The following is a 14,505-nucleotide window of genomic DNA, read 5'->3' on the forward strand; positions in this document are numbered from 1 at the left end:
ACTTGCCTTAATTATTTAGTAACCACGATGTTCTCTTTTGTTGGGTCAACATGGATCATTCCCAAACTATCACTTGAAAAACGCTCTACTCTGCTATGGTCAGCCAGTGCGTTTTCTTCAAGAATGAGATTGCGCCATTCGATCTCCAATACGTTTTTCTCCAGCACTAAACGCTCTTTCTCGGCTGTTAATAAACGTGTCTTATGTGCGGTCGTCACGACATACACCGCAGAAATAATCACAGCAATCAGTAAACATACAGGTAATTTGCCATGACGCAGTAAATCCTGCCCTATAACTCTCGGTAGTGAGTGTCGTTCAGTAGACATTTATTCCTCAATACGTTGTGCTACACGCAATACAGAGCTTCGTGCCCGTGGATTTTCTTCAACTTCTACGCCTGTCGGTTTCATCTTGTGAATACTCGATAAGCGAGCACTTCCTAACTCTTTTATCTGCGCTTCTGTGAGAGGAATACCCGCAGGGACAACTGGCCCTTTACTTTCATCTCGAATAAAACGCTTCACCAATCGGTCTTCTAATGAATGGAAACTAATGACCGACAAACGTCCTTCTGGTGCTAAAACAGAAACAGCACCTTTTAATGCTTTTTCAATTTCATCTAATTCGCTGTTGATATAGATACGAATTGCCTGAAAGCTACGTGTTGCTGGGTGCTTATGTCGTTCTTTTACTGGGCTTGCGTCGCTAATTAAATCAGCCAATTGTTTGGTTCGAGTCAAAGGCTCTTCTGTTTTGTTACGTGCAACAATGGCGCGAGCAATACGCTTAGCAAATCGTTCTTCACCAAAGGTTTTCAATACCCATGTGATGTCTTCTTCTGCTGCTGTCATCAGCCATTGTGCGGCTGATTGCCCTGATGTTGGGTCCATACGCATATCAAGAGGTCCATCACGCATAAAAGAAAAACCACGTTCTGGATCATCAAGTTGAGGTGAAGAAACACCTAAATCCAGTAATACACCATCAATTTTCCCTGCTAAACCTAACTCAGTGACATACTGCTCAATATTTGAAAACGGCCCATGAACAATAGAAAAACGAGCATCATCAATTTCATTAGCAACAGCAATCGCTTGTGGATCTCTGTCTATCGCAATCAAGCGACCTTGTTCGCCCAATTGCGATAAAATTAGACGAGAGTGCCCTCCGCGACCAAATGTTCCGTCGATATAGATACCTGAAGGTTTAATATTCAGGCCATTCACTGCTTCATCCAGTAATACACTGGTATGACTAAAATTATTCGTTGTCATTATTTAAAGTGATAAATCCAATAGTCGTGTCGATAACGGTTCCTGTGAGGTTTGCTCGGCTACAATGTCTTTTTCGATCTGTTTGTACCAGACCTGTTCATCCCACAATTCAAATTTATTGAATTGACCGACTAACATGACCTCTTTTGTTAGCCCCGCATGCTGTCTTAGCGTGCTAGCTAACAAAAGACGTCCTGCGCTATCCATTTGGCATTCGCTGGCGTGACCTAATAACAAACGTTGAACTCGACGTTCCGCAGGATTCATGGAGGACAAAGCCGCTAATTTTAACTCAATCTTTTCCCATTCTGGAAGGGTATAAAGCAATAAACATGGCTGATTGAGATCAATGGTACAAACCATTTGACCTTCAGAAATCTCACTCAGCGTTGTTCGATAACGGGAAGGAACTGTTATTCGCCCTTTGCTGTCAAGATTAACGAGTGTTGCTCCACGAAACATCCTCATTACCCCCAGCTTTGTAATTTACACCACATTATCCCACAAATCCCCACAAATAGAGTTTACGGATGGTATGAAAACGTTGTCAAGCCAGATATAGGAAGCTTTATTTATATTTACAGTAATTTGGTAGATACTCTGGAATGTTTAAATTATCGACAAAAAGAAAAAAAGAAATATTAACACTATGATTAATAGAGGTTATTTTTCAAATTCTATTTTTAATCACGAAAAGTAATTATTTATAGCGATTACAAGGAAGAAAACCAGATAAAGAAATCATAATAAGTAAATCATGATTTTTATTATAAAAAACTAATTTATTGCAGTTCATTTACCTTTAGCCAACATAATAATTTGAGGTTGCTTTTATATAAACAAAAACAGCAAGACGAAAAAAAATAATTCAATATCATGAAGATAGTTATTTCTTTTTTTCTTAAGTTTCCCAAAATAAAATTAATTACTCATTAAATTTAAGCAATATCACTTATGGATATGTCAAAATTCAATCTACTAATTTAGCAAAATGCGAGAAATAGTAAAAAAACGCTTAAGATTAATCTCAAATTTAATATTCTCTAAGCAATTCGACATTCTTAAATCAAATAAAACATCCCCGTTTTAATTTAATAAAACAGGGATGAGTATAAATGCAGATAATTACCAACAGAGCGACATCAATTAACGCGCACGCCCCAAACTGCCTCGACGACATAAATCACGACGAATACGTGTAATTCCTGCTTGCGGTTTTTGTTCTTCTTCAAGACTCGCAAGAACAAGTTCTAACACACGTTCTGCAATATCACGATGTCGTTGAGCGACAGATAAAACAGGACATTCAAGGAAATCCAATAACTCATGATCACCAAAAGTCGCAATAACCAATTGTGTTGGTAAACGACCACTACGTTGTAATGTCACATCCATAACCCCTTGTAATAAAGCGAAAGAGGTAGTGAATAACGCATCAGGCATTGGATTGTTATTTAACCATTCAGAAAAAGCAGCCGCAGCAGCTTCTCGTTCATAGCTATTTGCATATAGGTAGGTGACTTCTCTAGGATCATCTTTCCATACATTACGGAAACCTTGTTCACGTAAAAAACTCACAGAGAGTTCAGGAAGTGCGCCTAAATAGAGTACAGATTGCGAAGGGAATGCTTTTAATTCTGTTGCCAGCATTTTGGCGTCTTCTAAGTCATCGCCAACAACACTGATAAAATGCTCACTTTCTAATGCTCGGTCTAACGCAATAATCGGTAATGAACGATTTGCCCAACGCTGATAGAAAGGATGCTCTGGTGGCAATGCTGTTGAAACAATAATGGCATCAACTTGACGTTGCAGTAAGTGCTCAACACAACGAATTTCGTTGTCTGGCTGGTCTTCTGAACAGGCAATCAGTAATTGATAACCGCGTTGACGCGCTTGTCGTTCAAGGTAATTTGCGATCCTGGTATAACTGGTATTTTCCAAATCAGGAATAACCAAACCAATAGAACGCGTACGACCAGCACGTAATCCCGCGGCAACAGCGTTCGGGTGGTAATTATGCTCTCTGACCACCGCCATCACTTTTTCAACAGTCTTGTCACTTACACGGTACTGTTTCGCTTTACCATTAATGACATAACTTGCTGTTGTTCGTGAAACACCAGCCAAGCGGGCGATTTCATCCAGTTTCACATTAGCCTCTTTTAATTATTAAATGTGTTATTTATTACATATTGCTATGAATTTCAGTCATCATGCTGATCTGAGTTTGCATTTTAACACAATTTACTGATAAAACCGTATGCGTCAACGTTTCCGTTTATGTCTTTTATCAATTATTTCAATCATTATTATCTATCAATAAGTAATTTCAAAAGAAAAAAGCACCATTTAGGTGCTTTTTCATCAATTAAAATTAATCTTGATACATTAATTCGATTTCATTTCGATAGCGTTCAAAAATAATTTTACGGCGAAGTTTCAATGTTGGTGTTAATTCACCCGATTCCATAGAAAAGCCTTCAGCAAGAAGAGTAAAGCGCTTAACTTGATGAAAACTTGCAAAGTTTTTTTGCATTTCACGTAAACGTTCATCAAATAGCTCTTTAATTTTAGTATGGCGTAATAATTCCATACGATCTTGATATTTTAGATTTAATGCACGCGCGTGTTCTTCTAATGCATCAAAGCAAGGTACGATAAGTGCAGAAACAAATTTGCGTGTATCTGCGATCACCGCAATATGCTCAATAAAGCGGTCTTGCCCTAATGTTCCTTCGATCATTTGTGGTGCAATGTATTTACCATTTGACGTTTTCATTAAATCTTTTAAACGTTCAGTGATAAATAACATGCCATCACTATCAAGTGCACCAGCATCTCCGGTACGTAACCATCCATCTTCTGTAAAGGCATCCGCCGTATCTTCAGGCTTATTGAAATACCCTTTCATGACAATGCTGCCACGTACTTGGATTTCGTTTTCTGCGCCAATACGCACTTCGACGCCCGGCAATGGGGTGCCAATAGAACCTAATTTATATTTGTTCTCTTCCCAGCATGAAACTGTGGCGCAGGTTTCTGTCATACCATAGCCATATTTAATATTGATACCAGTAGCCAAGAAGAAGCGGATCACAGCATCATCTAAACGCGCTCCTGCCGCAGGTAAAAAGCGAACTCGCCCACCTAAAATTTGACGCACTGGACTTAACACTTTTTTATCTGCAAAACGATAACATAAGCGGGAAATAAAGCCCTGTTGACGTTGATTTAGTTGTGCTTCACGCTGTTTTTCACCCTGCTTTATCGCCCATTTAAAGATAAATTGACGAAACACTGAAGCTTGAGACACTTTATCTTGAATAGCGCTATACACTTTCTCATAAAAGCGAGGAACGGCGCACATCACGGTAGGTTTAACCGCACTCATTGCCTCTCTGACAGCATGAGTGTCAGTCAAATACACGTTAACCGCACCTGTATGCATCACATAGAAGCTCCACGCGCGTTCAAAAACGTGAGAAAGAGGTAAGAAACAGAGAGAAACATCTTTATCAGATAATGAGAGACGCTCATCATGTAGATAAAGTTGTGATGCTAGACTTGTATAGTCAAGCATAACGCCTTTAGGTTCACCTGTGGTTCCTGATGTATAAATCAGAGTAAACAGATCATCTAAATTGCATTCATTAATACGCTGTTTTAACACGTCATCATGCTGAAATGTTGACTGGTTAATTAAATTTTCCAGATAACATGAAGGTATATTTTCGTTTAACACAACATCAGAGTTAAACACAATAATATGTTCAAGCTGAGGACATAACGCTAATAATTCAGAAACAATATCGTATTGCTTTTGGTCGCCAACAAAAAGAATACGAATATTCGCATCATTTAAAATGTAAGCGGCTTGTTCAACACTACTTGTTGCATAAAGAGGAACAGTTACTGCACGTAGCTGCAAAGAAGCAATATCAGCTAAAGACCAATCAATGGTATTTTGAGAAAAGATCCCAATATTTTCTTGAATATCCACACCCATTTCTAACAATGCATTTGAGAGCGCGCGTGTTTTCTTTTCAACCGACTCCCAAGACATTTCGATATTGCGCTTAGCATCCCACTGACGATAAGCAATTTTATTCCCGCTGTGCAAAAATTGCATCTGCAATCTTCTAATTATATGATAATCATGAAGATTATTATTAGTTATCATAATTTTCCTGCTATTTATGGAAAAGCGACCGTGTTATGAAACCGAAATGGAGAAAATGTCTCCCTTACAATTTCAGCTTACACATGTTCGCTGACTCGAATAAAAGTCTAAGTGATCCACCAAAATAAAGGAATTCAATTTTACATAAATTTGTAAAATTGTGAGTTATGAAAAGTTTTGTCAAAAAAGGCTATCTCATCATCGTGAGAAAACTAAATATGATGATCTTATTTTTTATGGAAAGCCGAAAAGAAAAGCTGATAAATAACAATAGGTAATTGTTATAACTTAATCAATGACAATATAGCGAGGGGGATATTAGTGAAAAAAAATAGGTTTAGCACAGTATAATACAAATAAGAGTCATTATTACAAAGAAAGGGCAAAAATAGTGGCAGCAATCCAATTTAGTTTACCTAACTGCATAAACGCCATTTTGGTCATTAGCCGAATAGCTAACGTTATCTGCCACTATTTCTGCATAATTAGTAAAAAATACTAATTATGAGCAAAAACACTCTATTTTTGACAAACTTCACTTAATAAATTTTTCATCCATAAGTGGCCTTTATCACGCGCTGTTGACTCATGCCAAATCAAGTAACATGGACGCTCTGTTTTTTCCCAAGGTAACGACACAGCTTTAATATCTAATTGCTCAGAATAACTTTCAACTAACCATCTTGGTGCAATAGCGACCAAATAAGTTCTAGATACAATATTTAATACACTATTTAAATCGGTTCCTTGATAAGTGATTAAATCTTCCAAATGAGTATCTTTATAATAAGGCGCACTAAATGAACCAATATCCTCTAAAGAAACAATGGAATGTTGCTCATTTAATAACATCTCTTGGGTCACACTCTCTTTAATACGAGGATGTTTATTAGAAACGACTAAAACAACTTCGTCATTAAATAGTGGTTGTGAATGAAATTCAGTCTTTTCAAATTCCTTATAGCTAATAAAGAACTCAACTTCTTGATATTTTAATTGGTGTTCTATATTGCTATTTAAATAAGACTTAATATTAACGTTAATATTAGGTGTTTCATTTTTAATTTGTTCAACTATTTTGGGTGCTAGTTTTATATCTAGAGGACTACAAATAGATAAATTAAATATACGCTCACTTTGTTCTGGTTCAAATCCTGCTCCAGGAAGCTCGTTATGAACCAATTGTAAGGCTTGTCTTACTGGGCCAAAAAGTTGTTTAGCTCTTAATGTAGGTTGAATACCGCGTCCATAGCGAACAAATAATTCGTCATTAAACATAACTTTAAGGCGAGATACAGCATTACTCACTGCGGGTTGTGACATGCCCAGTACTTGCGCAGCACGGGTAACATTTTGCATTTGCATAACAGCATCAAATACCGTTAATAAATTAAGATCAACATTACGTAAATGCATATCTGCTGATTCTCTGCTGGTAACTGTTGCTGATGTGTAATCCGTCATTTCTTACTCCACTATGTTATCATAATAGTCAAATAAACATTATTAACTAATATATTATTAATAATAAATAAGCTTTAACTATTACTTAAACTATTTATTAAAATTTATTATTCATCATCCATGTATATAACTAAAAACATAATTTTCATATCAATAAAAAAACATATTTCATATAAGAAATTAATTTTGACATTAAAATTACATGTATAGAAAATGATTATATCAATATATATTACAACCTGTTTTACCTTCTGCCTTGCAAATAATAAAACAAAGTATGATAAAAATCATAATAAAATAATGTACTTTCATTCCTAAAATAGGTATCCGATATCTATTATTTTTTATAATACAATGATTTTTATTCTTACATTCAAAACGTTGCTCACATTTGTCAATTATTCCTCCCCTAACCCCCTCTTTTTCCCCTACCCACTGGCTGATTAAAAAAAAAGCAAACAATTGTTTAATTTTTCATTTCACTCTTTTTCAAACAACGTATGGAACATTAACCCAATCAATGAATGCTTGATAGTTATAATCATTAGTAAAAATTTAGATATTAGCCAGAATCACTATGAAAAATTTATAAATAACACTGACAAATGAATTAATAAATTCCAACACTTGACATCTTTATTGGTATTAGGTATCAATAAATACAGATTATTGAGAACTTATCTAAGGATGTTTCATGTCAAACGCAATTTTACTATCAAGCCTACTACTACTCGCAACTTTTATGCGCGGTCGGCTTATGGGTAAAAAGTGAAACACACCTGCCCTTAGAGAGAAAACCCGCGCTAGTCGCGGGTTTTTTTATACCTGGGAGAGCGCAAACAGCAAATAAAAAGAGAAAGGAATAGATTATGAGCCATGACGTGATTATTTTTGATACCACATTGAGAGATGGTGAACAAGCATTGCAGGCGAGCTTAAGCGTAAAAGAGAAGTTACAAATTGCTTACGCTTTAGAGCGTTTAGGTGTGGATATCATTGAAGCGGGCTTTCCTGTTTCTTCTCCCGGTGATTTTGAATCCGTACAAACCATTGCACGCGAAATCAAAAATAGCCGTATTTGTGCATTAGCACGCTGTGTTGATAACGATATTGATGTTGCAGCAGAGTCTTTAAAAGTCGCAGAAGCTTTTCGTATCCACGTGTTCTTGGCAACCTCGGCATTGCATGCTGAACATAAATTGAAGAAATCATTCGAAGATATTATTGAAATGGGCGTGAACTCAATAAAACGAGCTCGTCGCTATACCGATGATGTGGAATTTTCTTGCGAAGATGCGGGACGTACTCATATCGATAATTTATGTCGAATTGTTGAAAGCGCAATTAATGCTGGTGCAACCACCATTAATATTCCAGACACCGTAGGCTATACAACGCCTTATCAGTTTGGTGGCATTATCACCAACTTGTTTGAGCGTGTTCCCAATATTGATAAAGCTATTATTTCTGTTCACTGTCATGACGATTTGGGCATGGCGGTCGCTAACTCAATTACCGCAGTACAAGCGGGTGCAAGACAAGTCGAAGGGACAATTAATGGCTTAGGCGAACGTGCAGGTAACTGCGCATTAGAAGAAGTCATTATGGCGATAAAAGTCCGTGAACAAATGATGAATGTTCAGACACGGATTAATCACAAAGAAATTTATCGCACCAGCCAATTAGTCAGCCAATTATGTAATACGCCAATTCATGCTAATAAATCTGTTGTTGGCTCCAATGCATTCGCGCATTCATCGGGTATTCACCAAGATGGCGTTTTGAAGAACCGCGAAACCTACGAAATCATGACTCCAGAATCTATCGGATTAAAAGAAGTGCAACTGAATTTAACTTCTCGCTCAGGTCGTGCGGCAGTTAAACATCGTATGGAAGAGATGGGTTATCGTGAAACAGATTATAACTTGGATACTTTATATTCTGCCTTCTTACGTTTGGCTGATAAAAAAGGCCAAGTCTTTGATTACGATTTGGAAGCTTTAGCATTTATGGGACAACAGCAACAAGAGCCTGATGAGTTTGTAATGAATTATTTTAATACTCAATCGGGTTCATCAACCGTTGCTACCGCGAGTGTCAGCATTACTCATGGTGATAAAGAAATTACTGAAGCAGCAACGGGTAATGGTCCCGTCGATGCGGTTTATCAAGCCATCTCTCGCGCAACAGGTTATCCGTTGAAATTAGTCACTTACCAATTAACAGCTAAAGGTGAAGGCAGAGACGCCTTAGGGCAAGTTGATATCGTCGTTGAATATCAAGGACGTAAATTTCATGGAATGGGTTTAGAAACTGACATCGTAGGTTCATCAGCAAATGCCATGATCCACGTTATTAATAGCATTTGGCGCTCAGAGCAAGTCGAAATAGAAAAACGCAAACAACACACAACACAAGAAGCGGTTTAATTATGTCAAAAAATTATCATATTGCAGTATTACCCGGAGATGGTATTGGCCCTGAAGTCATGGCTCAAGCACAAAAAGTGATGAAGGCAGTTAGTGAGCGCTTCTCACTCAATATCACAACAAAAGAATACGATATCGGTGGCATTGCCATTGATAATCATGGTACTCCGTTACCCGCAGATACTTTAGCAGGTTGTGAACAAGCTGATGCGATTTTATTTGGTTCAGTCGGTGGTCCTAAATGGGAACATTTACCTGCAAATGAACAGCCAGAACGTGGTGCTTTATTACCATTACGTAAGCATTTTAAATTGTTCTGCAATTTACGCCCAGCTCGCTTATATGAAGGTTTAGAAGCCTACTGCCCATTACGAGCCGATATTGCACAACGTGGTTTTGATATTTTATGTGTACGTGAATTAACAGGCGGTATCTATTTCGGTCAACCTAAAGGTCGTGAAGGTGAAGGTGCACAAGAGCGTGCTTTTGATACTGAAATTTATCATCGTTATGAAATTGAACGTATTGCACGCTTTGCGTTTGAATCAGCACGTAAACGCCGTCATAAAGTAACCTCAATTGATAAAGCTAACGTATTACAAAGCTCTATTTTATGGCGTGAAGTGGTAACAGGGATCGCAAAAGAATACCCAGATGTTGAAATTCAGCATATGTATATCGATAACGCAACAATGCAGTTAATTAAAGATCCTTCTCAGTTTGATGTGTTGCTGTGCTCCAATATTTTTGGCGATATTTTATCTGATGAATGCGCAATGATCACTGGCTCTATGGGAATGTTGCCATCTGCCAGTGTTAACGAAGAACGCTTTGGCTTATATGAACCAGCTGGAGGTTCAGCTCCTGATATAGCAGGTAAAAACATTGCTAACCCTATTGCACAAATTCTGTCTGCCGCACTGTTATTACGTTATAGCTTTAATGAAGATAATGCAGCTCAAGCCATTGAAGATGCTATCACACAAGTGTTAGCAAAAGGCTATCGCACCGCAGATTTAGCGGGTGATGGTAACGCAATCACAACCGCCGAAATGGGTGATCGTATCGCTCAATATATTCGTGAAGGGGCATAACATGGGTAAAACATTATATCAAAAAATTTATGATGCACATGTTGTCAGAGAAGTGAGTGATGAAACACCCATTCTGTATATCGACCGGCATTTAGTGCATGAAGTGACATCGCCTCAAGCCTTTGATGGATTAAGGACAAAAGGTCGCCCTGTTCGTCAACCGAATAAAACCTTTGCAACGATGGATCACAACGTATCAACACAAACTAAAGATATTAATGCTTGTGGTGATATGGCAAGAATTCAAATGCAAGAGTTGATGAAAAACTGCCAAGAATTTGGTGTCACGTTGTATGACTTAAATCATCCTTATCAAGGAATTGTTCACGTAATGGGGCCAGAACAAGGCATAACCTTACCGGGAATGACTATTGTTTGCGGTGATTCACATACAGCAACTCATGGCGCTTTTGGTTCATTAGCTTTTGGGATTGGTACTTCAGAAGTTGAACATGTTTTAGCAACTCAGACCTTAAAACAGTCTCGAGCTAAAACATTAAAAATCGAAGTTCAGGGTAAAACAGCCATTGGGATCACGGCAAAAGATATCGTATTAGCCATTATCGGCAAATTAGGCAGTGCGGGGGGTACAGGCTATATCGTTGAATTTGCAGGTGAAGCCATTGAAGCCTTAAGCATGGAAGGTCGAATGACCTTATGTAACATGGCAATTGAGATGGGAGCTAAAGCAGGTTTAGTCGCACCTGATGACACCACTTTTGACTACTTAAAAGGGCGTCAATTTGCGCCTAAAGATCAGTCATGGGATGAAGCCGTCACTTATTGGAGAACCTTAAAATCTGATGATGATGCAATCTTTGATGCCACAGTGACTATCAATGCTGCCGATATCGCACCACAAGTCACATGGGGAACCAACCCAGGCCAAGTCATTGCGATTGACCAAATTGTTCCATTATTAAACAGTTTTAACGATCCTGTTGAACGTGCCTCTGCTGAAAAAGCCTTGGCTTATATGGGATTAAGTGAAGGCGTTAACTTAACAGATGTCGCTATCGACAAAGTCTTTATTGGCTCTTGTACAAATTCTCGTATTGAAGATTTACGTGCTGCCGCTGAAATAGCCAAAGGTCATAAAGTCGCCTCTCATGTTCAAGCGATTGTTGTTCCGGGTTCAGGGCCGGTTAAAGCCCAAGCGGAAGCGGAAGGCTTAGATAAAATCTTTATTGAAGCAGGTTTTGAATGGCGCTTACCGGGTTGTTCAATGTGTTTGGCCATGAATAACGACCGATTAAATCCAGGCGAACGCTGTGCATCTACCAGCAACCGTAACTTTGAAGGCCGCCAAGGTCGTGGAGGTCGAACACACTTAGTTAGTCCTGCAATGGCGGCAGCTGCTGCTATTAATGGTCATTTTGCAGATATTCGTACATTTGCAGTGGCATCTTAAAGGAGAACACAATGAATAAATTTACTCAACACACGGGTATTGCGGTTCCTTTAGATGCAGCAAATGTGGATACCGACGCCATTATTCCTAAGCAATTTTTGCAGAAAGTGACGCGTACTGGTTTTGGTAAACACCTGTTTCATGATTGGCGTTTTTTGGATGACGAAGGCACTCAGCCTGATCCTACATTTATTTTAAATCAGCCAATTTACCAAGGCGCTTCTATTTTATTAGCACGAGAAAACTTTGGTTGTGGATCATCTCGTGAACACGCACCTTGGGCATTAACTGATTATGGTTTTCACGCCGTTATCGCACCCAGCTTTGCTGATATTTTTTACGGAAATTCATTTAACAATCAATTATTACCCATCAAATTAAGTGATGATGAAATCTCACAATTATTTGATTGGGTAAAAGAACATGCTGGTACACCAATTACCGTAGATTTAGTGGCACAAGAGGTTAGAGCGGGTGAATTACATTTCTCTTTTGAAATCGACTCATTTCGCCGTCACTGCATGATTGAAGGATTAGACAGCATTGGATTAACGCTGCAACACCAAGATGATATTAGTGCTTACGAGGCAAAACAACCCACCTTTATGCGCTAACTACAGTAATTTTTTCACCTTCTTCTACTTTCTGTGATGTTTACTTTGTCATTCTTGCCGTAAATTCATTTACGGCTTTTTTTTGCTCAAATAAAAAAGCCAGTGATCCGTATCACTGGCCGGTAATCACCGAATGCTCAAATGGGGGAGTCTGTCAGTATTCGTAATTTGTGATAACTAACATGAGAGCTAACTTTAAACACAGGCATTATCGGTCTAATATAAGGAAATTAAAATTGATCACTTTATCAAGGGATTTCCTCTTTTATGACCTCACCCCGCTTAGAGTTACAATTTATTCGCTTATGGCAAGCCTTCCAGGGAAAAGCAACCGAAACAACGTTACAAGAATTAGCACAAACCCTGCATTGCACACGTCGTCATGTCCGCTCTTTATTAAATAAAATGCAAGAAATAGGTTGGATAAATTGGCAAGCAGAAGTCGGTCGAGGTAAAAAATCCACGCTTATTTTTCATTCTAATGCACTTGAGATCCAACAAAATCGTGCCGAAAGACTAATAGAAGATAATGATATTGAAAAGCTTGTAGCACTAATGGGTGATAAAGATTCTGTACGCCAAATGGTGCTCTCACAAATTGAAAAAAGCTTTCATCCCGGTCAACAATTACTACGTATTATTTACTACCGTCCCTTTAAAAATTTATTACCAGGAACACCATTAAGGCGCTCTGAATTGCATTTAATGAGCCAAATATTCAATTCGTTGGTGCATCTAAAAGAGGAAAATGGGGAAGTAGAAGCGGAATTAGCTCATCATTGGCAAATGCTCACAGAGCAACATTGGCGATTTTATTTACGTCCCTCTATCTATTTTCATCATGGTCGAGAGCTTACACTTGAAGATATCAGCACTTCTTTAATGAGAATGAAACACTGCAATCCTCTTTATGCCCATATAGAACAAATTTCCTCGCCTCAACCTTATGTGCTCGACATTTACTTAAGCGAAGCTGATAAGCAATTTGCAACGTTATTAGGGAGTCCACAAGCTGTTATTTTGCCGCAAGAATGGGCATCACTTCCCTCTTTTGCACAACACCCTATTGGCACAGGCGCTTATCAAGTTATCGCTAATGATAAACATAAGCTGCAAATCAAGGCCTTTAATCGCTATTTTGGCTTGCGGGCATTATTAGATGAAATTGATATTTGGGTCGTTCCTGAACTGAATAACAAGATGGTTTGTTCAACTATTCATTTAACGGACGATGATACCAATAAAGATTCATTAGAAAGTCGTAAAGAGGAAGGGTGTTATTTTCTTCTCTATGATAGTCGCTCAAAACTGTGCCAACAGACTGAAATAAGGGAATGGTTAAGCAGTGTATTGACCCCTGTTAATATGCTCACTCATTGTGATCCTTTCTATCAACGTCATTGGTCTCCCGCTTATGGCTTATTACTTCATTGGCATCACAGTAAATTAATACGCCAACATCCTAAACCAGCTTCATTAACAAAACTCACTGTCACGCTTTATAAAGAGCATCATGAATACAGTACTATTGCAGACTTAATAGAAAGTATTTTATCTCAGTATGATATTGAACTAACCATTCAAGTACTTGATTATGAACAATGGTATTACGGTGAAGCTAATAGTGATATTTGGTTAGCGACAGTGAATTTTTATAAGCCTTTAGAGTTCTCAATTTTTGCTGCACTTTATGAATTACCCCTCTTTCACCAATGTTTGGGAGCATCGTTCTCACAAGAGCTCACATTATGGCATCAAAAATCTTTGCCACTTGAAGAGTGGTGTCGCCAGCTAACACAAGATATTTGGCTTTACCCTCTATTTCACCATTTATTAGAGCTACAAGGGCAGAGAACCATACGAGGTGTCAAAATGAATACTTTTGGCTGGTTTGATTTTAAATCAGCGTGGTTTACACCTGATATCGATACACCAAGATTAAAATAGGTTATCGTCTCTTTTCAGCATACGGATTAGCCATTATTTGCGTTAATTCACAGAAACCTTAAAAGTTATAAACACCCACATAAATG

At 38.1% G+C, this 14,505-nt stretch carries 11 protein-coding genes; 5 read left to right on the top strand and 6 right to left on the bottom strand.

Annotated features, from left to right (window positions below; genetic code table 11):
- Positions 1-11: 11 nt before the first annotated feature.
- The 6 genes from ftsL to leuO all read right to left on the bottom strand — a co-directional run bounded on the left by ftsL (position 12) and on the right by leuO (position 6,924).
- Positions 12-329, bottom strand: coding sequence for a cell division protein FtsL (ftsL, locus tag JEP71_RS05210; protein WP_109371152.1), 318 nt, complete (start codon positions 327-329; stop codon positions 12-14).
- A complete protein-coding gene (gene rsmH, locus JEP71_RS05215) occupies positions 330-1,277 on the bottom strand; it encodes a 16S rRNA (cytosine(1402)-N(4))-methyltransferase RsmH (RefSeq protein WP_196533377.1) in 948 nt (315 codons plus the stop codon).
- 3 nt (positions 1,278-1,280) lie between these two features.
- On the bottom strand, positions 1,281-1,739 hold the full coding sequence (gene mraZ, locus JEP71_RS05220) for a division/cell wall cluster transcriptional repressor MraZ (protein WP_075670769.1): 459 nt from the start codon (positions 1,737-1,739) through the stop codon (positions 1,281-1,283).
- A gap of 684 nt (positions 1,740-2,423) precedes the next feature.
- Positions 2,424-3,431, bottom strand: coding sequence for a catabolite repressor/activator (gene cra / locus JEP71_RS05225; RefSeq protein WP_075670767.1), 1,008 nt, complete (start codon positions 3,429-3,431; stop codon positions 2,424-2,426).
- 223 nt (positions 3,432-3,654) lie between these two features.
- Positions 3,655-5,460, bottom strand: a complete 1,806-nt coding sequence (locus JEP71_RS05230) for an AMP-dependent synthetase/ligase (protein WP_198620832.1) — start codon at positions 5,458-5,460, stop codon at positions 3,655-3,657.
- Positions 5,461-5,979: 519 nt separating this feature from the next.
- Entirely contained in the window at positions 5,980-6,924 is a 945-nt protein-coding gene (gene leuO / locus JEP71_RS05235; protein ID WP_198625862.1) for a transcriptional regulator LeuO, read from the bottom strand.
- Positions 6,925-7,793: 869 nt separating this feature from the next.
- Here leuO and leuA point away from each other — a divergent pair.
- The 5 genes from leuA to sgrR all read left to right on the top strand — a co-directional run bounded on the left by leuA (position 7,794) and on the right by sgrR (position 14,419).
- On the top strand, positions 7,794-9,353 hold the full coding sequence (leuA, locus tag JEP71_RS05240; RefSeq protein ID WP_109371162.1) for a 2-isopropylmalate synthase: 1,560 nt from the start codon (positions 7,794-7,796) through the stop codon (positions 9,351-9,353).
- A gap of 2 nt (positions 9,354-9,355) precedes the next feature.
- Positions 9,356-10,447: a 3-isopropylmalate dehydrogenase gene (leuB, locus tag JEP71_RS05245; protein ID WP_109371164.1), complete on the top strand. Its 1,092-nt coding sequence runs from the start codon at positions 9,356-9,358 to the stop codon at positions 10,445-10,447.
- Between the two features lies 1 nt (position 10,448).
- Positions 10,449-11,858, top strand: a complete 1,410-nt coding sequence (gene leuC / locus JEP71_RS05250; protein WP_198620834.1) for a 3-isopropylmalate dehydratase large subunit — start codon at positions 10,449-10,451, stop codon at positions 11,856-11,858.
- An 11-nt stretch (positions 11,859-11,869) separates the two neighbouring features.
- Entirely contained in the window at positions 11,870-12,472 is a 603-nt protein-coding gene (gene leuD / locus JEP71_RS05255) for a 3-isopropylmalate dehydratase small subunit (protein ID WP_198620835.1), read from the top strand.
- Between the two features lie 267 nt (positions 12,473-12,739).
- Entirely contained in the window at positions 12,740-14,419 is a 1,680-nt protein-coding gene (sgrR, locus tag JEP71_RS05260) for an HTH-type transcriptional regulator SgrR (protein WP_198620927.1), read from the top strand.
- Positions 14,420-14,505 lie beyond the last annotated feature (86 nt).

Source organism: Proteus sp. PR00224, from assembly GCF_016238105.1.
In the GTDB taxonomy this organism is placed as follows: Bacteria; Pseudomonadota; Gammaproteobacteria; order Enterobacterales; family Enterobacteriaceae; genus Proteus.